A 20,780-nucleotide genomic window follows, 5' to 3' on the forward strand; every position below is an offset into this window, starting at 1 on the left:
GTTCCGCCTCCTATTGCAGCCAAGCGGAAGGGCCGACGCCGGCCTCATCGAGCGTGTGGCCGGTGCGGAAACGATCGAGCCCGTAGGCCGCGATCAAGGGATGCGGCTTGCCGGTGGCGATCGTGTGGGCGAAGCACCAGCCGGAAGCTGGCGTTGCCTTGAAGCCGCCATAGCACCAGCCGCCGTTGAGATAGAGGCCGTCGATCGGCGTCGGGCAGATGATCGGGCTGGCATCGGGGGTCATGTCCATGACGCCGCCCCAGTGGCGCAGCAGGCGGACGCGCGAAATACACGGCATCAATGCAATCGCCGCCTCCGCCACCTCGCGCACGACGCCGAGATTGCCGCGCTGGGCGTAGGAATTGTAGCCGTCGAGATTGCCGCCGAAGACCAACCCGCCCTTGTCGGACTGGCTGACATAGAAGTGGTCGGCGCCATAGGCGACGACGTGATCTACCAGCGGCTTCAGCGGTTCGGTGACAAAGGCTTGCAGGACGTGGCTTTCGATCGGCAGTTCAAGGCCGGCCTTGGCACCGAGCACGGATGTATGCCCGGCAACAGCGAGGCCGACCTTGCCGGCGCCGATCCGGCCTTTCGTCGTTTCGACGCCGACGATACTGTCGCCGTCGCGGAGGAAGCCTGTCACCTCGCAGTTCTGGATGATGTCGACGCCATGGCTATCGGCGGCGCGCGCATAGCCCCAGGCGACGGCGTCGTGGCGTGCCGTGCCCGCCCGGCCCTGGAAGATGGCGCCATGGATCGGGAAGCGGGCAGTGTCGGAAAAATCGAGATAGGGCACCAGCCGGCGCACCTCTTCGCGGTCGAGGATATCGGCATCGATGCCGTTCAGCCGCATGACGTTGGCGCGGTGGCTGAAACCGTCGAGCTGATCGGCCGAATGCGCTGTGACGAGCTGGCCGCGCTGGGAGAACATGACGTTGAAATTCAGCACCCGCGACATGGTCTCCCAGAGCTTCATCGAGAATTCGTAGAACTGGGTGTTGCCGTCGAGCAGGTAGTTGGAGCGGATGACGGTGGTGTTGCGGCCGACATTGCCGCCGCCGACATAGCCCTTTTCGAGCACCGCGACGTTGCGGATACCGTGGTTATCGGCAAGGTAGAAGGCGGTGGCGAGGCCGTGTCCACCGCCGCCGATGACGATCACGTCATAGGACGGTTTTGGCTCCGCCGCCCGCCAGGCGCGCTGCCAATTCTTCTGGCCAGACAGCGCGTTGCGGAAAATCGAGAGTGCCGAGTAGCGCGCCATACGTGCGGGCCTATCGAACGATCGGGCCGGCCGGCGTGCGGGTGAGCACTTCAGCACCCGCGTCGGTCAAAAGCACCGTGTTGGAGACGAAGTCATCGCCGCGACTGGTTCCCATCAGCCACGACAGGATGTGGAAGCTCATCCCGGTCTCGATCTCAAGGTCGGAATCGTGCCTCAAGCCGGTCACCGAATTGCCGCCGGTCCATGATGGCGGCTGGCCAGCGCCAACCAGGTAACCGCAGTGATGGCGGCGATAGTGGGAAAGACCGGCCTCGTCGGCGACGGCCTGCCAGGCGGCGTAGACATCGCGCGCCTTGGCGCCCGGCCGCAGCGCCTCGACGACAGCGTTGAACGCCTTGGCGGTCACCGCCGCCATTGTGGCGTCTTCGTCGCTTATGTGGCCGATGCGAATGAGCCGGCCGAGCGGCGCGTGGTAGCGTGAGATGCAGCCGGACAGTTCGACGAAGACCGGCTCGCCCCTGCGGTAGATCCCGTCGCCCCAGGTCGTGTGCTCTTCACCCAGGCGCGCGGCCGGGCGGATGAACGGTCCGAAGCCCGGCGCATGACCGCCGGCGCGGATCATTGCCGCAACACATTGGGCGGCGACCTCCTGTTCGGAAGCGCCATCCGAGATCGCGGCGATCGCGGCACCGGCGGCGGCGTCCGTCACCTTTGCGGCGCGCCGCATCAACACCTGTTCCTCGGCGCTCTTCACCCGCCGCATCTTGTCGATCAGACCGGAGACGTCGCTCCACTTGGCATCCGCTTGCATCTGGAGTGCTACGGCAAGTCCATGGCTAAGGCCGGCCGTCCAGTATTCGAGGCCGATCCGCTTGCTGGACAGGCCGAGCTCCGCAAGCACCCGCGCGGCAAGGTCGGCCGCCGTTTCGCTGTCGGAGTGGCCACGGAATTCCGCTGCCTTCACCCGCTTCTCGATGGTCACCTTTTCCATCGAGCGGGTGACCAGGACAGGTTTTCCCTGGAGCGGGACGATCAGCAGGTGAGGGGCAAAATACCCCCAGTGATCGAGCCCGGTGAGATAGAAGACGTTCTCCGGCGAGGCGAAGACCGCCGCGTCGAGCTCACGCTCGGCCAGTGTAGTACGGACCTTGGCAAGGCGGCCGGCGATTTCGGCTTCGGAAAAGGGATTACGGTCCATCGGGCGTCCTCGTGCTTGTTGCCGGCTTGGTGGCAGGCATGGTCTTTTCGGCAGCCGGCTTCCCGGCCGCCATGTCAATCGATAACGATGAGTTCGCGCGCCACATCGCAGAGGCGTTCGCCGCCGCGTTCCGTGACGACGAACGATTCCGAGATGGCGATGCCGAAATCGTCGAGCCAAACGCCGGCCATGAAATGGAAGCACATCCCAGGCTGCATCTCGGTGGTGTCGCCGGGACGAAGGCTTGCGGTGCGTTCACCCCAATCGGGCGGGTATGCGAGCCCGACCGGATAGCCGACGCGGCTTTCCTTCTTCAGTCCGTTCCTCCGCAGGACTGCCTGCCAGACGGCTTCCACCTCTTCGGCGGTGTTGCCGGGGCGCGCCTTCTCGAGGCCAGCGTCGACGCCCTCGACGATCGCCTTGGCCATGTCGAGGATGGCTTGCCGCGGCTTGCCGAAATGTACCGTCCGGGTCAGGGCTGCATGATAGCGGCGGCGCACGCCGGCGATCTCCAGAATGGCGAGGCCGCTGTCCGGCAGCGGCGCGTCGGACCACGTCAGATGCGGCGTGCTGGTGCCTTCGCCAACGGGCATCAGCGGACAGATCGCGGCATAGTCGCCGCCAGCTCCGGGCACGCCCATGATCTGTGCGTGATAGATTTCCGCAATGACATGGTTCTGAGGCACACCGGGTCGCATTTTCTCGATGGCGCGGTTCATTGCATGCGTGCAGATCGCACCCGCCTCGCGGATCAGCACCAGCTCGGCTTCGGATTTCACCAGCCGCGCCCAATTGACGAGATCGTGGTTGTTGGCGAAGTGCGCGTCGGGCAGCCCCTCGACAAGGTGGGCGTGGCAGCGCGCAGTGTAATAATGCGCGTCCATCTCGACGCCGATGCGGGCCTTTCCCCAGCCGCGCGACCGGATCAGTTGCGCGAGTTCGTCATAAGGGTGTTCGACCGGCTGCTGCACCAGCCGTTCCGAGAACGGCACGATGTTTGTCTCGGGCAGGCCGGTGGTTAGGCGTGCGCTCTTGGCATCCTGCGCCCTGCCGAACCAGATCGGCCGGTCCTCCTCCAGATGGACGAGCACGCACTGCGGAACGTAGAACGACCATCCGTCATAGCCGGTCAGCCAGCACATGTTGGCTGGATCCTGACAGACGACGAGATCGAAGCCGGCTTTTTGCATGCGTGTCTTCACGCCGGCCAGGCGCTGCCCATACTCCGCTTGCGTGAATGTCCCGAACTCGTTCGCGGTCGCCACCGAAGTCCTGCCTTCTGGGTACGCTGTTGCCCTCTTGTAAATGGGCAAACCAGGCGAAATTGTGCACAACTCGACGTCAAGTTTGTTGGATAACTACGAATTAGCGCCGAATTTACATGGTTTCTATATCTCTGCTTGCGAAATGTCTAGGGCAGTTGTATACGTCTGATCAAGCAGGCGTCGACCTCGAAGAAGGCCGCGCCCTGGGAACCATCCACAGTTGTTCAATGGGAGAAAAGCATGCTCAAATCATCGATATCGCGCCGCATGGTCGTGAAAGCGGCTGCCTGCATCGCGCTCGCCGCGACGTCATTGACGTCGCTGTCCGCTCACGCGGAAACCACCCTCGAACGGGCCAAGAAGGACGGCTACATCCGCGTCGGTTTCGCCAACGAGGCGCCGTTCGGTTACGCCACGCCAGACGGCAAGCTGACCGGCGAAGCGCCGGAAGTCGCCAAGGCGGTGCTCGCCAAGATGGGCATACCGCAGGTCGACGGTGTTTTGACCGAATTCGGCTCGCTCATTCCGGGTCTCAAGGCCGGCCGCTTCGACATCATCGCCGCCGGCATGTTCATCACTCCGAAGCGCTGCGCTGAGATCAACTACTCCGAGCCGTCCTACGGCATCGGCGAGGCTATGCTGGTGGCAAAAGGCAATCCGAAAGGCATCAAGGATTTTTCCAGCATCAAGGACAATCCGGATCTCAAGCTTGCCGTGATGGCCGGCGCCGTCGAAGGCGGCTTCGCCAAGGAAGCGGGCGTTGCCGGTGGGCAGATCGTCTCCTTGCCCGACCAGTCCAGCCTGGTCGCCGCCGTCCAGTCGGGCCGCGCCGACGCTGCCGCACTGACCGCTCTTTCGATCGCGGACATGGCCAAGAAAGCCGACGGCGTCGAATCGACCAAGCCCTTCGGCGAGGTCGCCGGCAAGTCGGTGAAAGGTCATGGCGGCTTCGGCTTCCGCAAGGAAGACACCGACCTGCAGGAGGCGTTCAACGCCGAGCTGAAGAAGTTCCTCGGTTCGCCGGAGCATATCGCGCTGGTCGAGCCACTCGGCTTCGGCAAGGACTATCTCCCCAACAAGACGACCGCAGAGCTCTGTGCTGGCAAATAGGTTCCCAACTGCTGGCGGCGCGAAAGCGCCGCCCTTTTTCCCCGGGGGAATCGCATGGGTATCCGTACGCTCGTTGCCATGCTGGTCATCGCGCTCGTCGTGATCGGCGCCTTGGCAACACAGGAAAGCTACCGAGTGTTCATGCCGGGGCTGCTGCAAGGCGCGGTCCTGACAGTCGAGATCGCCGTCCTCGGCAGCCTGCTCGCAATTATCATGGGCGTGCTTGCAGCACTTGCAAGGATGTACGGTCCAACGCCGCTCAGATGGCTGGCCACGGTTTATGTCGAGATCTTTCGCGGAACGTCGGCGCTGGTGCAATTGTTCTGGCTGTTTTTCGTCCTCCCGCAATTCGGCGTCACGATCAACGCGTTCGTGGTGGCAGTGCTCGCACTCGGCCTGAATGTCGGCGCCTACGGATCGGAGTGCGTGCGCGGCGCGATCCAGTCCGTCGCCCGCGGGCAGTGGGAAGCGTGTACGGCATTGAACATGAGCCGCCCACAGATGTTGCGCCGGATCATCCTGCCGCAGGCCTTTGTCGCGATGATCCCGCCCTGGGGCAATCTGTTCATCGAGCTTCTGAAATCGACAGCGCTGGTTTCGCTGATCACGCTTTCGGACCTCGCCTTCAAGGCGCAGCAAATGAACCAGAACACGTTCAAGACCATTCCGATCTTCACCCTCGTCCTTTTGATGTACCTGGCAATGTCGCTGGTTGTGACCATCGGCATGCGGCTTCTCGAAAGGCGGGCGTCGCTCGGACTGGCGCGGGGGAAGGCGGCATGATCTGGGATTGGGGATTTGCCCTGGAAATCCTGCCGGTGCTCGCCCGCGCCGCCATCATTTCCATCGAGGCGACGCTGATCGGTTTTGCGCTTGCGGCCTCGCTCGGCCTGGTGCTGGCGGTCGTCCGCATCGCCGTGCCATGGACCAGCTGGACGATTTCGGTGCTGGTCGAGCTGATCCGCTCGACCCCGCTGCTCATCCAGATATTCTTTCTCTATTTCGTCTTTCCGAAATTCGGTGTCGTGCTCGACGCCTTCACCGCCGGGGTGCTGGCCATCGGTATCCACTACGCCGCCTATTGCTCGGAGGTTTATCGCGCCGGTTTCGACAACATCCATCGCGGCCAGTGGGAAGCCTCGATCGCGCTCAATCTCTCGTCCTGGACGACGTTTCGCGACATCATCATCCCGCAGGCGATCCCGCCGATCGTTCCGGCGCTCGGCAATTATCTGGTGGCCTTGTTCAAGGAGACGCCGTTGCTTTCCGCAATCGCCGTGATGGAACTGATGCAGACTGCCAAGATCATCGGCTCCGAAACGTTCCGCTACACCGAGCCGATCACGCTGGTCGGCCTGTTTTTCCTTGCCATGAGCCTGGTTTCGGCGGCGCTCATCCGCTCCCTCGAAGAGCTGCTCAACCGGAGGACCACGCGATGACGGAACAACCGATGGTCCGCTTCGACAATGTATCGAAACGCTACGGCACGTTAACCGTTCTCGACGGGCTCAATCTCGAAATAGCGCGCGGCGAAAAAGTCTCCGTCATCGGTCCGTCGGGTTCGGGCAAGACGACGGTGTTGCGCATGCTGATGACGCTGGAAACGATCAATGACGGTGTCATCTGGGTCGAAGGCGAGCCGCTGACCCATATGGAGAGGAACGGCAAGCTTGTTCCCGCCGATCTCGCCCATATCCGTAAAATCCGCGCCAAGATCGGCATGGTGTTCCAGTCGTTCAACCTGTTTCCGCATATGACGGCGATGCAGAACTGCATCGAGGCGCCGATAACGGTGCTCGGCATGAAGCGGGCGGACGCCGAGGCAAGAGCGGCGGAGCTGCTGGAGCTGGTCGGTCTGGCCCAGAAGAAGGACCACTATCCGTCACAGCTTTCCGGCGGCCAGCAGCAGCGTGTCGCCATCGCCAGGGCGCTTGCCATGCGGCCCAAGATCATGCTGTTCGACGAGGTGACGTCTGCGCTCGACCCGGAGCTTGTCGGCGAAGTGCTGCAGGTGATAAGGCAGATCGGCCGCGAGCATGATCTAACCATGCTGATGGTCACCCACCAGATGGGCTTCGCCAAGGAGTTTTCCGACCGCGTTTGCTTCTTCTATCAAGGCAAGATCTGCGAGCAGGGGCCGCCAAGCGAACTGTTTGGTGCTCCCAAGAACGAGCGGACACGGCAATTCCTGCACGCTGTCCTGGAGGCTGGGTGACGATCGAGACAAAGGCCAAGCCGCCCACGACGGTGACCGCCGCGCCGCCGCGCCCGCTCTCCGCGCGAGAGCGGTTCGAGCGCATCTACCGGATATTGCGCGACCGCATCTGTCTGCTCGTCTATGCGCCAGGAAGCCGTCTGTCCGAGGAAGAACTTGCCCAGGAATTCGAGATCAGCCGCACGCCGGTCCGGCGTGTCCTGGCGCGCCTTGAATCCGAGGGTCTGGTTCAATCCGTCCACGGCGTCGGCACGATCGTCACCGACGTCGATATCGAGGAATTGCAGCAGGTCTATCATTTGCGCCTGGAGCTGGCGCTCCTCGTCGGCAAGCTTTCACCGATCCCGCGCACGGCGGACGACCTCGACCGGATACGGGCGCTCATCGCGCGCTGCGATGCCGATATACTCAATCCCGACCAGCGCGCTTTCCTGCGCCTCAACATGGACTTCTTTTACGAGCTCACGGCGATGACCGGCAACCAGCCACTGCGCGAGATCAGCGAGCGCCTGTATTTTCAGGTTGCGCGCGTCGTCCTGAAGCTGATGCCGCAATTGGGCCTTGTCGAGGAATTCACCGCGTTCCGCCGCGAAATGGAAGAGGTCCTTGCCGCCGCCGAGATCGGCGACTGGGAGTCCATAGGGCACATAAGGCGGGCGCATATCTCAATGAGCTTCCGCCGCATGATGCGCCATGCAGGCGAGGCGAATCTGGATAAAGCTACACAATCAGCCCCTTAAGACTGGTGGACTGCCGTCGAGCTGGCTTCGTTTGCCAGGGAAAGCATGGCCGCCCGCCCCGATGCCGACAGAATTTGCCAGCACTGGGGATGACTAACGCCGTTCGATACTGCAGGTCCGCGCCGCCCTAAAGAGGATCCTCACTCGGTATGTTGGCGGGGTTCCAGACGACCTCCCACAGGTGTCCGTTCGGGTCGCGGAAGTATCCGGCATACCCGCCAAAGAACGTGTCCCGGGCAGGCCTGATGATCTCGGCTCCGGCACGGGCGGCCTCATCCATCACTTGATCGACTTCCTCGCGGCGCACAACGTTGTGGCCGATTGTGAACGAGGTCGAACTGATCGGCGCTTTGGGCACGCCGGTGTCGTAGGCGAGGTCGTCCTGAGCCCAGATCGCGAGCTTCAACCCGCCGGACAGCGTGAAGAACGCGACGGCGCCATGCTCGAATTCGCGGCCGATGATCCCTTCCGTCGGCAAGCCGAGGCCGTCGCGGTAGAACACGAGGCAACTCTCGAGGTTGGCGACAGCGATCGTCAAAACCGAAATGCGCGGTTTCATGGCAGTCTCCTCTGGTTGTCGGAGACACCAGGATAAAGTCGGGCGACAGTGAAGACTTGAACAAAACGGCCAAAAGCGTGCCGCCAAGTCGAAGAACGCGCCGAGGTTTCACTCGCCGTGCAGCAGGTGATGAATCTGTCGCGGGGTGCTTCCTGTCAGGCGTCGGCTCTCGCGAACAAGATGCGCCTGGTCGGAATAGCCCGCCTCGGCTGCCAGGATGGCCGTAGTGCTGTTCGATTGGTTCGAAAGCCGCAGAAAGCGCTGGTAGCGGAGGATACGTTCAAGCGTCTTGGGGCCATAGCCGAAGCTCTCGTCGAAGCGCCGGCGCAACGTCCTTTCGCTCATCTCGAGGGCGCGCATCAACCAAGGGACGAGAGGCGCGTCGGGTGGCGGACCGCGCTCGATCAAGCGATATGCCGCCTGCATGGGAACGTCTGGGGCGTCGGAGGCCATCTCCTCGGCGACGACCTGTTGGAGCGAGCAGGCCAGATCTTCGAGATTGTCGCTGGCGCGCACGCGGCTGGCGAGGCGCCGAGCTCGCGCTCCCCACAAATCGTCGAGCGACAGCCGCTGACCGACCAGTTCGATTTGCGGCACGCCGAGCCATGCCGCCGCCGTGGCAGGATGGAAGCGCAAGCCGATCACGACCTCGTCCGCCGCTAGAACCTCGGTCTGCGGCTCCTTGTCAGGTCCGGCAATTCGGAAGCTGCCTCCGATCCATTGCAGATCGATCGTTGCGTCGGGCATGACGACGATTGGCGGTGAGCCCGCCGGGTCCATTCGATGCACCCACACCGAAGCGAAGGTCCCGCGAAGCCGCGCCGACACTGGACGTTGCTGAAATGTGCCCGTTGCCTGCGCTGGGACGGGATCGCTCATCTCGCTCCCCTTCGGATTAGCGGCGGTGAACCTACGGCGCAGCGGCTGCGCCCGGCCGTCGCTCGAGACAACAATCTGCACGACCGACAACGTCTGCCAATCGAGAACGGTTGCAAGAATCGGTTGTTTTCTTCCGGCCGGAACGAAGAGGGCAGATGAGGGGTGATGTCACGTGCATCGCCATCGGCAGCGCCGTTTGCTGCTCATACGTCGATGGCCGTTTTGTTCAATCCGGCAAACGAGATGCGTGCTTATCTTTCGGCGTCGTACATCACACGAGAGGTATGCGTCATGAGCAACAACAACGACCAACGGATCGACTACGTCGAATTCAACGTGAAAGACATTCAGCGGTCACGCGACTTCTACGGAAAGGCCTTCGGCTGGACCTTCACTGACTACGGCCCGCAATATTGCGAGTTCAACGACGGGCGCTTGTCAGGCGGCTTTGCGGCTGGCCCAGCGAGGTCCGGAGGAGGCCCGCTCGTCATTCTCTATGCCGATGATTTGCCGGCAACGGTCAAGCGTGTCGAGCAAGCGGGAGGCAAGATCGTCAGGCCGATTTATGGGTTCCCCGGCGGCCGGCGCTTTCATTTTGCGGACCCGGACGGTTACGAGCTAGCGGTTTACACCGAAGACGGCACCAAGGAATGATCGCGGTCCTCCACCACCTCGGAGTGGTTTTGCTCGGCGGCGTCTTTATCTGGGCAGGCGCCGAGCATTTCCTCAGATTCCGGGCGATTGCAGCGTCCCTGGCCGAACGGGGCTTTCCTGCTCCCAAGCCTCTTCTCGCGGCCGGATCGGTGCTTGAGATCGGCGGCGGCTTTTGCCTCGCAACGGGCCTTTGGTGGACCCTTTCCCGCCGCAGCTTTGGCCGTCTTCACCATCGCGGCGTCTTTCATGGCGCTCAATTTCTGGCGCTACAGCGGCTATGAACGCGAAGCCCTTCGTACCGGCTTCACCATCAATGTTGCCGTCTTGGGCGGGTTGATTGTCGCCGCGACCACTAGCCTGTGATCATCGTTTCGAGGCGGCGGCTTCGTCTTCATCTGCCATCAGCCGCCGGTCGTTGGCGATCCGTGTCTTTGCAGCGCCTATCGCTGCCAGAAGGGCAGCTTGGCGATCTCTTCCTCGGCCTGTCGTCTCGTCAGACCGATATCGTCGATCAGATGGGGATTGGTCTCCGCCAATCGCTTGAGGTCCCAGCGAAAGCGTGTCGGCTCGCGCCAGGCCGCGATAATGTTTCGCAGCGTCGCCAGGCTGTGGTGCCGACGCGACACTTCCGCCAGCCGAGCTGCCTTATGCTGGCCCGAGGCAAAGGTAGGAATATCGTTCATGGCAAACCTCCATATGGTTTGAGGTCCAATACGATTTGGGAGGACCCTCGACCTGAAAGAGGAGGAATTCTGCAGGATACGAACAGCGCCGTAATTAAGCTCTCCCAAATAGTTCTCAAAACTTCCAAACGGGCTATAGATGCGCCGTATGCAGGGATCGCGCTTTGCCTTTGGACCGTTCGCGCTTGATCCGGGCGCGGGAACGCTCCTCCGGAACGGTGTCCCCGTTGCCGTTGGCTACCGCGGGCTAAAGCTGCTTGCGGCGCTCGTCGGACGGTCCGGCGAAATCCTGAGCAAGGCTGAGTTGATGGACGCGGCGTGGCCGGGCACCGCCGTCGAGGAGGGCAACCTTACCGTCCAGATAGCGCTGCTGCGGAAGCTGCTTGGTCCGGCCGCCGACGGCGGTGAATGGATCGTCACGGTTCCGCGCATCGGCTACCGCTTCACGGGCGCCGTCGAACAGCTCGGCGGCGCGAAGCGAAAACCTTTGCCACTGCCCGGCAAACCATCGATAGCCGTGCTGCCCTTCGTTAATGTCAGCAACGATCCCGAGCAGGAATCCTTCGCCGATGGGTTGACCGAAGACCTGATCACGGACCTGTCGAGGATCTCCGGCCTGTTCGTCATCGCACGCAACTCGGCCTTTGCCTACAAAGGAAAGGCGATGGACGTGCGCGGGATCGCTGGGGAACTTGGCGTGCGCTACCTGCTGGAGGGAAGCGCAAGACGCGCCGCTGGGCAGGTGCGCATCAATGCACAACTGGTCGACGCGGCGAGTGGCGATCATCTATGGGCGGAACGCTTCGATCGCAGCCTGGAAGATATTTTTGCCGTTCAGGACGAGGTCACCGGCAAGATCGTCGAGGCGCTGCTCGGCCGGCTACGCGCACCACCGCCGCGCAATCGGCCCAAAAATCTCGAGGCCTACGATCTGTGTGTGCGCGCGCGCAAGCTGATGGATGATTCGCCGCAGACGGCGCGGGAAGCGCATCTGATGCTCACCCGCGCGGTTTCGGTCGATCCGGAATATGCCGAGGCCTATCGCTGGCTTGCCATGAACCACTGGATGGGATGGGTGCATTCCGGCGGACCAACCGAAACGTCCCGTAGCGTTGCTTTGGAGCTGGCGCGCAAAGCCGTGGCGATCGATCCCAACGATGCCGGCTGCCGCTGGGTCTTGGCTTACCTGCTTGCCTATGAGCGCAGCTTCGCCGAGGCGGATGCGGAATTCGCCAAGGCCATCGAGCTCGACCCGAACGAGGCCGATGCCTGGGCGGCACTGTCCGATATCGCGATCTTGGCGGGGCAGGTCGAGGAGGGCCTTGAGCACATCCGCAAGGCCTTCCGGCTGAACCCGTTTCCGGCAAGTTGGTATTATCTGACACTCGGGCAGGCCCGCGAATACGAGGCTGCTGTCGAGACACTGCGCAGGGACGAGACTTATCGTACAAGCTCACGCCGTTTCCTGGCGGCAAGCCTTGCCCAACTCGGCCGGCTCGACGAGGCGCGTGCGGAGGTCGAACTGTTCCTCGTCGGCAACCCGCATTTCACAATCCGCCACTGGGCCGCGACTGAGCCATTCCGCGACGCTGCGACGCTTGAGCATTTCGTTGACGGCTTCCGCAAGGCCGGCCTTCCGGAGTGACGCGCCGGCGCCGTCGCACCGTTCGTGCGACCTATTCCTCAAAGCGACCCGTGGCGTCACGATCGCGCTCGTATCGTCTGGTGAGCGGAAACGGCGGCAACCAGGACTCGCGACGGATGATCCAGCTTTCGTAGGTCGGCATCAGTTGGTCAGGCGCATCCAGGGATCCCAGGTTCACTTCGATTTCGTCGGCGGTGCGTCCGAAAATCGTCGAGCCGCAGCGCGGACAGAAAAACCGCCCGGCATAGTCGCGTGTTTCGCCGTCGATCGTCACCGCATCCTCAGGAAATATCGCGGAAGCGTGAAAAAGGGCGCCATGATGCTTGCGGCAGTCGAGACAGTGGCAAAGGCCGACCCGGTATGGGCGCCCCGACGCGACAATTCGGACGTTGCCACACAGGCACCCGCCGGTGAATCGGTCCATGCTGCGTCTCCTCCAAAATCAAGCGGCCGGAATGGTTACAACGACCGGCACTGTTGTTGCAATCGCCGCGCCGTAGGCGGGGACACGTCGTTCTTCCGTGGCGATGACATTGCAGCCGCCTCTCTATGCCTTACGCGAGCTTGCCGCCGAAAATAGGCTTTGGTTTGTCATATGGAACGAAACGGCGCGTTCCATTGAGCCGCCAACTCGGCGGCCGAGGCGATCTTGACGCCGCAGTCGGCGAGTATGCGTGCGACCGTCGCTACCGGTTCGGCGTTGGACGAAGCTATTCTGCCGTCCGGAAGGAAGAGATTGTTTTCGAAGCCGACCCGGATATGGCCGCCAAGCAACGCGGCGGCGATCACGCACGCCGCTTCGTTGCGGCCGAAGGCGCAGACGCTCCAATGGTCGAAGCGCGGCGTGTTCGCCGCGAGGAATGGCAGGAGATCGGCAGGAACGGACGTCTGTCCCGGCGTGTAGCGGCCCAGCACGTAGAGAACCGGTGTGCTTGCCCAGGGGATCAGTCCGCGCTGCTGCATGTCCGAAAGCCTGACGGCCTCCTCGGGCGAATAGAGGATGATCTGCGGCGCTACTCCCTCGGTGCGCAGCCAGGCCATGAAGCGCGCGAATGCGAGCTCCGATCCGGCATCAGGAACGATTTCGCGAAGCGCCAGGGAGACAGCTTGCGGCTTCACATCTTGTACGACGGCCATCTGCTGGGCCGGCGAATAGATACCGAGTGCTTCGGAAGTGATCTGAACTACCAAGCGGTCGCCGGCGGCACCGCGGATGGCGGCGATCGCCTGGCGGTAGGCGTCGGCGTCGAGCAGATGATTGCCGCTTCTGTCGCGGACATGGACGTGGATCATAGCCGCACCGGCATCGGCGCATTCCGCGGCCGTCCGCGCAAGTTCGGCTGTTGTCAGCGGAATCGCCGGATGGTCGGCCTTGCTGCGACGTCCCCCGTTCGGCGCGACAGCTATGGCGACGCGATCGAGACCATGGGCCGGCTTCATGGAGACGCTCTGTGAGTGACAAGATTCATATGAATCAATCTTTGACCACACTGAAACAGACGTTGCAATCGCTGGTCTGGCGAGCTAGCAATATCCATGGATCAGGGAGAGCTTGCTGGACAGATCGTCAGTGCCTTCGACGGCATGTCGGCGCAGCTTCGGTCCGCCGCGCGCTATGTCCTTGATAAGCCGTATGATGTCGCGTTGTTGTCCATGCGCGAGCAGGCCCGGCACGCGGGAGTGCAGCCGGCCACGATGACGCGGCTGGCCCAGCATCTCGGCCTTGATGGCTACGAGACCGTACGCGATATCTACGCCGCCGCGATCCGGGACGGCGAAATCGGTTTTGCCGGCAAGGCGGGCCTCCAGGTGGCCAGCCAAAAGCTCAAGGGCGACCACGCGCTGGCGGCCGATATTCTGGATTCAATTTCCAGCCAACTTGCCCATCTCGCCGAAAGCAGGTCGATCGACCGTCTGGTCGGCACGGCCAGGGCGCTGAGTGCGGCAAGGCGTGTCTATTGCCTCGGCCTGCGCTCGAGCCACGCAGTGGCCTGGCATCTGCATTACATCCTGTCGCTGATCGGCGAGAAGTCGGTGCTGCTGCACGGCATCGGCGGAACCGACGGCGACGCTCTGGCCCACGCGACCAAGGACGACGTGCTGATCGCCGCCAGCGTCCTGCCCTACACGCGCTTCACCATCGAGCTTGTCGAGTATGCTGCCGGCCGCGGCGTACCGATCGTTGCGGTCACCGACAGCGGGGTAGCGCCCTTGGCGCTGCTTGCCGATCACCTGGTCATCGTGCCGACGGGCAGCCCGTCCTTTTTCCACACCATGACGCCAGCTTTCATCGTTGCGGAGGTCCTCGGCGCTCTTGTCGCAGGGCAGGCAGGCGAGGGCGCCGTTGAGTCGCTGCGACGTTTCGATGAGCAGGGCGCCGCCCTCAAGACCCATCTGAACCAACGTCCGCCGAAGAAAATGCCCATGAGGGACCGTCGATGACACCCATTCTTCATCGAACCATCCACTCGACGCTGCCGGTCGCCGTTCGCGGCCAAGGCATCGAACTGTTCGATGCCGAGGGCAAGTCCTATATCGACGCGTCGGGCGGCGCCGCCGTGTCCTGTCTCGGCCACGGTCATCCCGACGTGATCGCTGCACTGCACACCCAGCTTGACCGTATCGCCTACGCCCACACCAGCTTCTTCACCACCGAGGTGGCGGAGCGCTTGGCAGATCGGCTGGTCGAGGACGCGCCGGAAGGGTTGGACCATGTCTATCTGGTCAGCGGCGGCTCGGAGGCGGTCGAGGCCGCGCTCAAGATGGCCAGGCAATATTTTGTCGAGAAAGGCGAACCGCAACGGCGCCATCTCATCGCACGCCGGCAGAGTTATCACGGCAATACGCTCGGTGCTCTCGCCACCGGCGGCAATGAATGGCGGCGCGCCCAATTCAGGCCGTTGCTGATCGAGACCCATCACATCGACCCCTGTTACGCCTATCGCTATCAAAAGCATGGCGAAAGCGACGAAGCCTATGCGGCGCGCGCCGCCCAGCAGCTCGAAGACAAGATCCTCGAACTCGGCCCGGACGAGGTCATCGCCTTTGTCGCCGAGCCGGTGGTGGGTGCCACACTCGGCGCCGTGCCGCCGGTTGCCGATTATTTCAAGCACATTCGCGCGATCTGCGACCGCTACGGCGTGCTGCTCATCCTCGACGAAGTGATGTGCGGCATGGGCCGTACCGGCACGCTGCATGCGTGCGAACAGGACGGCATCGCTCCCGACCTGCTGACCGTCGCCAAGGGGCTCGGCGGCGGCTACCAGCCGATTGGCGCGGTGCTGCTTGGCAGGCATATCTTCGACGCCTTTGCCCAAGGCTCGGGCTTCTTCCAGCATGGGCATACCTATATGGGGCATCCAATGGCGGCCGCGGCCGGCCTTGCCGTGCAGGAGGTCATCCGACGTGACCGTCTGCTCGACAACGTCAGCGCAATGGGCGCGCAGCTGGACGAACGCCTGCACCAACGCTTCGATAACCACCATCACGTCGGCAACATTCGCGGGCGGGGTCTGTTTAGGGGAATCGAGCTGGTGGTTGATCGCGCCACCAAGGAGCCGTTCGACCAGAGGCTTGAACTCAACGCCCGCATCAAGCGCGAAGCAATGGCCCGCGGCCTGATGATTTACCCGATGGCCGGGACGATTGACGGTGTGCGCGGCGTTCATGTGCTTGTGGCGCCGCCTTTCATCATCTCCAAACAGGATATCGATCGGATAGTCGAACGGCTCGGTGAGGCGATCGACGCTGCGATCGCTTCAGCGGCCTGACCCGCACGACGCGGATCGTCTCAACCCAATTCCAACGCGTCATCGGCGACGGGCCGGGACAACCACCAGAGAGGTAGCAACCATGTATAGTTCGATGAAAACCCTGATCGGCGCGGCGGCCTGCATGCTGCTGGCGCTGCCATCCGTCGGAGCCGAGCAGCGCTTCGTCACGGTCGGCACCGGCGGGGTCACCGGCGTCTACTACGCTGTGGGCGGCGCCATTTGCCGACTGATGAACAAGGACCGGCAGAAAACCGGCATCCGATGCTCGACCGAGTCGACTGGCGGTTCCGTCTTCAACGTCAACTCCATCCAGACCGGCGACCTCGATTTCGGCTTGACCCAATCGGACGTCCAGTACCAGGCCTATGAAGGGACTGGAAATTTCGACGGCAAGCCGTTCAAGGATCTGCGGGCCGTGTTCTCCGTTCATCCCGAGCCGTTTACCGTGCTGGCGCGGCCGGACGCCCGCGTCACCAAATTCGAGGACTTCAAAGGCAAACGCTTCAACGTCGGCAATCCCGGATCAGGCACCCGCTCGTCGATGGAGGAATTGCTCAAGCAGATTGGCTGGACGCTCGGCGATTTCTCGCTTGCCGCTGAGCTGAAGGCGGACGAGCAGGGCAGCGCGCTGTGCGACAACAAGATCGATGGTTTCTTCTATGGCGTCGGTCATCCTTCCGCCGCGATCCAGGATCCGACCACGGCCTGTGGCGCCAAACTCATCCCACTGACCGGTCCGGCAGTGGACGCGCTGTTAGCAGCCCATCCCTACTTTTCAGTCGCCACCATCAAGGGCGGCATGTACGCCAACAATCCGGACGACGTGAAGACATTCGGCGTCCGCGCCACTGTCGTGGCGAACGCCAGCACGCCCGATGAGGTGGTCTACGAACTGGTGAAGTCGGTCTTCGAAAATTTCGACGACTTCAAGAAACTGCATCCGGCCTTCGCCAATCTCGATCCCAAGGAGATGATCAAGACCGGTCTGTCGGCGCCGGTACATCCGGGCGCGGAGCGCTACTACAAGGAAAAGGGCTGGCTCTGAGGCCTCCGATGCGAGGCGCAACGGGCACCTCGCATCGCAAATAATTGTGGGGAACGATGACAGATCAAAGCCAGCGGGCGGCAGCGCCTGACCAACCCGTTATCGACATTGACAAGCTCAGCGAGATCGTCGCCGAGGCCGACACCGGTGGGCGCAAGCCGACCGGCCGCACCGCGAAGCTGATCCTCGGCGTATCGCTGGCATGGTCGCTGTTCCAGCTCTGGTATGCCTCGCCCCTTCCGTTCATGCTCAATTTTGGAGTTGTCAGCGACGGCATCGCCCGCTCCATTCATCTGGCCTTCGCCCTGTTTCTGGCGATGCTGACGTTTCCGGCCTTCAAGACCTCGTCGCGCAGCCGGGTGCCGCCGCCCGACTGGGTGCTAGGCATCGCCGGGGCGGCGTCCGCCCTCTATCTGTTGGTTTTTTACAGCGATATCGCCCATCGGCCGGGTCTTCCGACTACGGCTGACCTGGTCGTCTCGATCGCCGGCGTCCTCATCCTGCTCGAGGCCGCGCGTCGCGCCGTCGGGCCTGCTATCACCGTCATCGCGGCGATCATGCTGATCTATATCTTCGCCGGGCCTCACCTTCCTGGCCTGCTTGGCCACAAGGGCGCGACGTTATCGCGCGCAGCCTCGCAGATGTGGCTGACGTCGGAGGGGGTCTTCGGTGTTGCCCTCGGTGTGTCCACCAATGTCGTCTTCATGTTCGTTCTGTTCGGAACATTGCTGGAGCGCGCCGGCGCCGGCGGCTTTTTCATCCAGCTTGCCTTCTCGCTGCTCGGCAAATACCGCGGCGGTCCGGCCAAGGCCGGCGTCGTCGCTTCCGGCCTGACCGGCATGATTTCTGGGTCGTCGATCGCCAATGTCGTGACCACCGGAACCTTCACCATCCCGCTGATGCGCCGGGTCGGATATTCTGCGGTCAAGGCGGGCGCCATCGAATGTGCGGCCGGCGTCAATGGTCAGCTGATGCCTCCGGTGATGGGCGCCGCCGCGTTCCTGATCGCCGAATATGTCGGCATCTCCTATGCCGAGGTGGTCAAGCACGCCTTCTACCCAGCGCTGCTGACCTACGGCTCGTTGTTCTACATCGTCGATATCGAGGCGATGAAGACGGGGATGAAGGGCCTGCCGTCACGCAGCACGCACTCCGCATTTCAGGGTGCGCTGCGTGGGCTGATGGGCATATGCGGCTTCATCGTCCTCGCAGGGCTTGTCTATTACGGCATTGGCTGGACGAAGATCGTTTTCGGCGCGGCCGCGACCTGGATGATCAGTGCCGCGCTGATCGCCGTCTACATCGGCCTTGTCGCCTACCGTGCGCGCTATCCCGACCTGCCGCTGGAGGATCTGGAGGGCGAGATCGTAAGGATTCCGCATTTCGGCGAGACGGCGCGCACCGGCCTGCATTTTCTGCTGCCGGTGATCCTGCTGATCTGGTGCCTGATGGTGGAGGAGCTGTCGCCCGGCCTGTCGGCATTCTGGGGCGCTGTCGCCCTGATGGCGCTGATCGTGACGCAACGGCCGCTCACCGCCTTTTTCCGCAAGGACCGTGCGCTGGCACGGCATTGGCTTCGCGGTTTCGACGATCTGGTCGGTGGCCTGTCCGCCGCTGCACGGAACATGACGACGGTCGGCATTGCCACTGCGACGGCCGGCATCATCGTCGGCACGGTTCTGCTCACGGGCATCGGGCTGGTGATGACCGAGCTGGTCGAATTCATCTCGGGCGGCAGCTTCATCGTCATGCTCTTGTTCACCGCGGTGATCTGCATCATTCTCGGCATGGGCATGCCGACCACTGCAAGCTATGTCGTCGTCGCCACCTTGATGGCGCCGGTCATCGTCGATTTGGCGGCGCAGAACGATCTTGCCGTGCCGCTGGTCGCCGTCCATATGTTCGTTTTCTATTTCGGGCTGATGGCAGACGTGACGCCGCCAGTGGGGCTGGCGGCTTATGCTGCTGCGGCAATTTCCGGCGCCGATCCGGTGAAGACCGGGATTCAGGGTTTCAAATACGAGATCCGTACCGGCCTGCTGCCGTTCATCTTCATCTTCAACACCGGACTGCTGATGATCGATCTCGAAGGTCCGTTCGACTTCGTCGCGATGGTGGTGACGTCGACGCTGGCCATGGTCTCGTTTGTAGCAGCGACGCAGAATTGGATGCTCGTGCGCAACCGCTGGTACGAGACGATTGCGTTGCTGCTGGCCTGTTTCATCTTGTTCAGGCCGGGACTCTTGCTCGATCAGGTGAGCGAACCCTATCGGGCAGTGCCTGCCTCCGAACTCGGCCGTATCGTCGACGAGACAGCCGAGGGGGGCGCAGTTCGCTTGCGCCTGACGACACTGAACCTCAACGGCGATGAGATATCGAAGCTGGTGCGACTACAACTCGGGCCTGGAAATTCATCGGCCGAACGCCTGAAGGCCGCGGGCTTGGACGTCAGTGCGCTTGGCGATAACGTGACGGTCGGCGTGGTGCGACTGGGCAGCCAGGCGGCCAAATTCGGCCTGCAGCCGGGCGACGAAATCAATCAGGTGCTAGTCCCTGCGGAACGGCCGTCGCGCTATTGGTTCGCCATCCCGGCACTGCTGTTGCTCGGTCTCGTCGTCTGGGGTCAGAAGCGGCGAAGGCGGACGGTTGGTCTATAAGCGCCTTATGAGCGGAAGAGTCTTGGCCAGCATGTCGGTAACAAGAGAACCAAACGGCGCCCCGGAGCCGGCTACCGCGGAAAAGCGCACGACGACGCGCGACCGCCCCTTCGAACCCGTCGACTACGGGCTTTACGCGCTGACGGTCATCGCCTGGAGCGCATCGTGGTTCGCGATCGAACTTCAGGTCGGCAGCGGCGTATCGAACGAGGTCAATCTGGTCTGGCGCTTCGCCATCGCCACGCTGCTGATGTTTGCCTGGGCCGGTTTTTCCGGCGGGCGGCTCCGCTTTCCGATCACCGATCATCTGCGCTTTGCTGTGCTCGGCATCCTCATCTTCTCATCGAACTTCCTGTTTTTCTATTACGGCGCCGGCTATCTCGTCAGCGGATTGCTCTCGGTCGTCTTCTCGCTCGCCTCGGTCATCAACATGCTGCTCGGTGCCTTGGTCATCGGCGAGCGCCCGGCGCCGCGCATTCTCGCCGGCGGCGTTATTGGCTTCGCCGGCATAGCGCTGATGTTCTTTCCCGAAATTGCCGCGAACGGGCTTTCAGGCAGGACGTTGGTGGGCCTTCTGCTGTGCCTCTGTGGCACGCTGAGCTTCTGCGCCGGTAATCTCGTCTCCGTCGCAAACCAGCGCCGCGGCCTGCCGCTCGTTTCAACCAGCGCCTGGGGCATGCTCTACGGCACTCTGTGGTCGGCGTTCCTGGCCTTCCTGCTCGGTGAGCCGTTCGTGTTCGCGACGACCGCCTCTTATATCGGCTCGCTGGTCTTCCTCGCCGTCATATCGACGGTCATGGCTTTCGCCGCCTACCTGACGCTGCTCGGACGCATTGGCGGCGCCCGCGCCGGCTATGCGACCGTCATATTTCCCGTCTTTGCGCTTTTGATCTCCACGGCGCTGGAAGGCTATGCCTGGACCGCTTACGCGATCATCGGGCTCGTCCTCGTCGCCGCCGGGAACGTCCTGGTCATTCGCGGAGGACGGCGCTGACGCATGGAATGCCTGCCGAATGCCGCCGCCTTCCGGTGCGCGGGCCGCGGTTCTGTCGAGCTTGACTCTCTGCATGGTCTGTCTAAGCTTGCGGTCAATGGGTCAGACCAATGTACCAGGGGCGAGCCGGGGAGG

At 62.7% G+C, this 20,780-nt stretch carries 21 protein-coding genes; 13 read left to right on the forward strand and 8 right to left on the reverse strand.

The features are described 5' to 3' along the window. Positions 1-10: 10 nt before the first annotated feature. The 3 genes from NKJ09_RS17080 to NKJ09_RS17090 all read right to left on the reverse strand — a co-directional run bounded on the left by NKJ09_RS17080 (position 11) and on the right by NKJ09_RS17090 (position 3,691). Positions 11-1,267: a sarcosine oxidase subunit beta family protein gene (locus NKJ09_RS17080; RefSeq protein ID WP_023717018.1), complete on the reverse strand. Its 1,257-nt coding sequence runs from the start codon at positions 1,265-1,267 to the stop codon at positions 11-13. A gap of 10 nt (positions 1,268-1,277) precedes the next feature. Beyond that, positions 1,278-2,426 (reverse strand): M24 family metallopeptidase, encoded by a 1,149-nt coding sequence (locus NKJ09_RS17085; RefSeq protein ID WP_352515763.1) that lies wholly within the window; start codon positions 2,424-2,426, stop codon positions 1,278-1,280. Positions 2,427-2,500: 74 nt separating this feature from the next. Continuing rightward, a complete protein-coding gene (locus NKJ09_RS17090) occupies positions 2,501-3,691 on the reverse strand; it encodes a M24 family metallopeptidase (RefSeq protein ID WP_023717020.1) in 1,191 nt (396 codons plus the stop codon). Positions 3,692-3,931: 240 nt separating this feature from the next. Between NKJ09_RS17090 and ehuB the strand changes: the two genes are divergently transcribed. The 5 genes from ehuB to NKJ09_RS17115 are packed head-to-tail and all read left to right on the forward strand — an operon-like array spanning position 3,932 to position 7,756. After that, entirely contained in the window at positions 3,932-4,801 is an 870-nt protein-coding gene (ehuB, locus tag NKJ09_RS17095; protein ID WP_023717021.1) for an ectoine/hydroxyectoine ABC transporter substrate-binding protein EhuB, read from the forward strand. Positions 4,802-4,855: 54 nt separating this feature from the next. Continuing rightward, positions 4,856-5,584, forward strand: a complete 729-nt coding sequence (ehuC, locus tag NKJ09_RS17100; RefSeq protein WP_352483851.1) for an ectoine/hydroxyectoine ABC transporter permease subunit EhuC — start codon at positions 4,856-4,858, stop codon at positions 5,582-5,584. Then, complete coding sequence (gene ehuD / locus NKJ09_RS17105) at positions 5,581-6,240, forward strand: ectoine/hydroxyectoine ABC transporter permease subunit EhuD (RefSeq protein ID WP_023717023.1); 660 nt, start codon at positions 5,581-5,583, stop codon at positions 6,238-6,240. Before ehuC ends, ehuD begins: the two co-directional genes overlap by 4 nt. Further along, entirely contained in the window at positions 6,237-7,016 is a 780-nt protein-coding gene (ehuA, locus tag NKJ09_RS17110) for an ectoine/hydroxyectoine ABC transporter ATP-binding protein EhuA (protein ID WP_023717024.1), read from the forward strand. Before ehuD ends, ehuA begins: the two co-directional genes overlap by 4 nt. After that, positions 7,013-7,756 (forward strand): GntR family transcriptional regulator, encoded by a 744-nt coding sequence (locus NKJ09_RS17115; protein ID WP_023717025.1) that lies wholly within the window; start codon positions 7,013-7,015, stop codon positions 7,754-7,756. Before ehuA ends, NKJ09_RS17115 begins: the two co-directional genes overlap by 4 nt. A 127-nt stretch (positions 7,757-7,883) precedes the next feature. Here the strand turns inward: NKJ09_RS17115 and NKJ09_RS17120 are convergent, their stop codons facing one another. After that, positions 7,884-8,315: a VOC family protein gene (locus NKJ09_RS17120; RefSeq protein WP_352494352.1), complete on the reverse strand. Its 432-nt coding sequence runs from the start codon at positions 8,313-8,315 to the stop codon at positions 7,884-7,886. A 108-nt stretch (positions 8,316-8,423) separates the two neighbouring features. Beyond that, positions 8,424-9,275, reverse strand: coding sequence for an AraC family transcriptional regulator (locus NKJ09_RS17125; protein WP_352483883.1), 852 nt, complete (start codon positions 9,273-9,275; stop codon positions 8,424-8,426). A 210-nt stretch (positions 9,276-9,485) separates the two neighbouring features. On the opposite strand from NKJ09_RS17125, the gene NKJ09_RS17130 reads away from it, so the two are divergent. Further along, positions 9,486-9,848 carry a VOC family protein gene (locus NKJ09_RS17130; protein WP_031193399.1) on the forward strand — a complete coding sequence of 121 codons (363 nt, stop codon included), beginning with the start codon at positions 9,486-9,488 and terminating at the stop codon, positions 9,846-9,848. Continuing rightward, on the forward strand, positions 9,845-10,129 hold the full coding sequence (locus NKJ09_RS17135) for a DoxX family membrane protein (protein ID WP_352483853.1): 285 nt from the start codon (positions 9,845-9,847) through the stop codon (positions 10,127-10,129). Before NKJ09_RS17130 ends, NKJ09_RS17135 begins: the two co-directional genes overlap by 4 nt. A gap of 159 nt (positions 10,130-10,288) precedes the next feature. Here NKJ09_RS17135 and NKJ09_RS17140 read toward each other — a convergent pair whose 3' ends face one another. After that, a complete protein-coding gene (locus NKJ09_RS17140; protein ID WP_023717030.1) occupies positions 10,289-10,531 on the reverse strand; it encodes a DUF1127 domain-containing protein in 243 nt (80 codons plus the stop codon). A 148-nt stretch (positions 10,532-10,679) separates the two neighbouring features. Between NKJ09_RS17140 and NKJ09_RS17145 the strand changes: the two genes are divergently transcribed. Beyond that, positions 10,680-12,176: a winged helix-turn-helix domain-containing tetratricopeptide repeat protein gene (locus NKJ09_RS17145; RefSeq protein ID WP_352494399.1), complete on the forward strand. Its 1,497-nt coding sequence runs from the start codon at positions 10,680-10,682 to the stop codon at positions 12,174-12,176. A 31-nt stretch (positions 12,177-12,207) separates the two neighbouring features. On the opposite strand, the gene NKJ09_RS17150 is transcribed toward NKJ09_RS17145, so the two are convergent. Together NKJ09_RS17150 and NKJ09_RS17155 are read right to left on the reverse strand one after the other, a co-directional pair. Then, on the reverse strand, positions 12,208-12,600 hold the full coding sequence (locus NKJ09_RS17150; RefSeq protein WP_023717032.1) for a GFA family protein: 393 nt from the start codon (positions 12,598-12,600) through the stop codon (positions 12,208-12,210). Between the two features lie 167 nt (positions 12,601-12,767). After that, on the reverse strand, positions 12,768-13,616 hold the full coding sequence (locus NKJ09_RS17155; protein WP_352483854.1) for a beta-keto acid cleavage family enzyme: 849 nt from the start codon (positions 13,614-13,616) through the stop codon (positions 12,768-12,770). A 96-nt stretch (positions 13,617-13,712) separates the two neighbouring features. Between NKJ09_RS17155 and NKJ09_RS17160 the strand changes: the two genes are divergently transcribed. The 5 genes from NKJ09_RS17160 to NKJ09_RS17180 all read left to right on the forward strand — a co-directional run bounded on the left by NKJ09_RS17160 (position 13,713) and on the right by NKJ09_RS17180 (position 20,645). Further along, positions 13,713-14,618, forward strand: a complete 906-nt coding sequence (locus tag NKJ09_RS17160) for a MurR/RpiR family transcriptional regulator (protein ID WP_352483855.1) — start codon at positions 13,713-13,715, stop codon at positions 14,616-14,618. Further along, complete coding sequence (locus NKJ09_RS17165; protein ID WP_352483856.1) at positions 14,615-15,946, forward strand: aspartate aminotransferase family protein; 1,332 nt, start codon at positions 14,615-14,617, stop codon at positions 15,944-15,946. Before NKJ09_RS17160 ends, NKJ09_RS17165 begins: the two co-directional genes overlap by 4 nt. A 94-nt stretch (positions 15,947-16,040) precedes the next feature. Next, complete coding sequence (locus NKJ09_RS17170) at positions 16,041-16,994, forward strand: TAXI family TRAP transporter solute-binding subunit (protein WP_051409598.1); 954 nt, start codon at positions 16,041-16,043, stop codon at positions 16,992-16,994. 56 nt (positions 16,995-17,050) lie between these two features. Then, positions 17,051-19,651 carry a TRAP transporter permease gene (locus NKJ09_RS17175; RefSeq protein WP_352494351.1) on the forward strand — a complete coding sequence of 867 codons (2,601 nt, stop codon included), beginning with the start codon at positions 17,051-17,053 and terminating at the stop codon, positions 19,649-19,651. A gap of 31 nt (positions 19,652-19,682) precedes the next feature. Then, positions 19,683-20,645: a DMT family transporter gene (locus NKJ09_RS17180; RefSeq protein ID WP_023717038.1), complete on the forward strand. Its 963-nt coding sequence runs from the start codon at positions 19,683-19,685 to the stop codon at positions 20,643-20,645. Positions 20,646-20,780 lie beyond the last annotated feature (135 nt).

The sequence above is a fragment of the Mesorhizobium sp. M0189 genome (assembly GCF_040322135.1).
Classification (GTDB): domain Bacteria; phylum Pseudomonadota; class Alphaproteobacteria; order Rhizobiales; family Rhizobiaceae; genus Mesorhizobium.

What these genes read in the sequence shown, in the direction of transcription:
- NKJ09_RS17080 (WP_023717018.1), bottom strand. Translation starts at nt 1,267, where the DNA reads ATGGCGCGCTACTCGGCACTCTCGATTTTCCGCAACGCGCTGTCTGGC.
- NKJ09_RS17085 (WP_352515763.1), bottom strand. Translation starts at nt 2,426, where the DNA reads ATGGACCGTAATCCCTTTTCCGAAGCCGAAATCGCCGGCCGCCTTGCC.
- ehuB (WP_023717021.1), top strand. Translation starts at nt 3,932, where the DNA reads ATGCTCAAATCATCGATATCGCGCCGCATGGTCGTGAAAGCGGCTGCC.
- ehuC (WP_352483851.1), top strand. Translation starts at nt 4,856, where the DNA reads ATGGGTATCCGTACGCTCGTTGCCATGCTGGTCATCGCGCTCGTCGTG.
- ehuD (WP_023717023.1), top strand. Translation starts at nt 5,581, where the DNA reads ATGATCTGGGATTGGGGATTTGCCCTGGAAATCCTGCCGGTGCTCGCC.
- ehuA (WP_023717024.1), top strand. Translation starts at nt 6,237, where the DNA reads ATGACGGAACAACCGATGGTCCGCTTCGACAATGTATCGAAACGCTAC.
- NKJ09_RS17120 (WP_352494352.1), bottom strand. Translation starts at nt 8,315, where the DNA reads ATGAAACCGCGCATTTCGGTTTTGACGATCGCTGTCGCCAACCTCGAG.
- NKJ09_RS17130 (WP_031193399.1), top strand. Translation starts at nt 9,486, where the DNA reads ATGAGCAACAACAACGACCAACGGATCGACTACGTCGAATTCAACGTG.
- NKJ09_RS17135 (WP_352483853.1), top strand. Translation starts at nt 9,845, where the DNA reads ATGATCGCGGTCCTCCACCACCTCGGAGTGGTTTTGCTCGGCGGCGTC.
- NKJ09_RS17140 (WP_023717030.1), bottom strand. Translation starts at nt 10,531, where the DNA reads ATGAACGATATTCCTACCTTTGCCTCGGGCCAGCATAAGGCAGCTCGG.
- NKJ09_RS17145 (WP_352494399.1), top strand. Translation starts at nt 10,680, where the DNA reads ATGCAGGGATCGCGCTTTGCCTTTGGACCGTTCGCGCTTGATCCGGGC.
- NKJ09_RS17150 (WP_023717032.1), bottom strand. Translation starts at nt 12,600, where the DNA reads ATGGACCGATTCACCGGCGGGTGCCTGTGTGGCAACGTCCGAATTGTC.
- NKJ09_RS17155 (WP_352483854.1), bottom strand. Translation starts at nt 13,616, where the DNA reads ATGAAGCCGGCCCATGGTCTCGATCGCGTCGCCATAGCTGTCGCGCCG.
- NKJ09_RS17160 (WP_352483855.1), top strand. Translation starts at nt 13,713, where the DNA reads ATGGATCAGGGAGAGCTTGCTGGACAGATCGTCAGTGCCTTCGACGGC.
- NKJ09_RS17165 (WP_352483856.1), top strand. Translation starts at nt 14,615, where the DNA reads ATGACACCCATTCTTCATCGAACCATCCACTCGACGCTGCCGGTCGCC.
- NKJ09_RS17170 (WP_051409598.1), top strand. Translation starts at nt 16,041, where the DNA reads ATGAAAACCCTGATCGGCGCGGCGGCCTGCATGCTGCTGGCGCTGCCA.
- NKJ09_RS17175 (WP_352494351.1), top strand. Translation starts at nt 17,051, where the DNA reads ATGACAGATCAAAGCCAGCGGGCGGCAGCGCCTGACCAACCCGTTATC.
- NKJ09_RS17180 (WP_023717038.1), top strand. Translation starts at nt 19,683, where the DNA reads ATGTCGGTAACAAGAGAACCAAACGGCGCCCCGGAGCCGGCTACCGCG.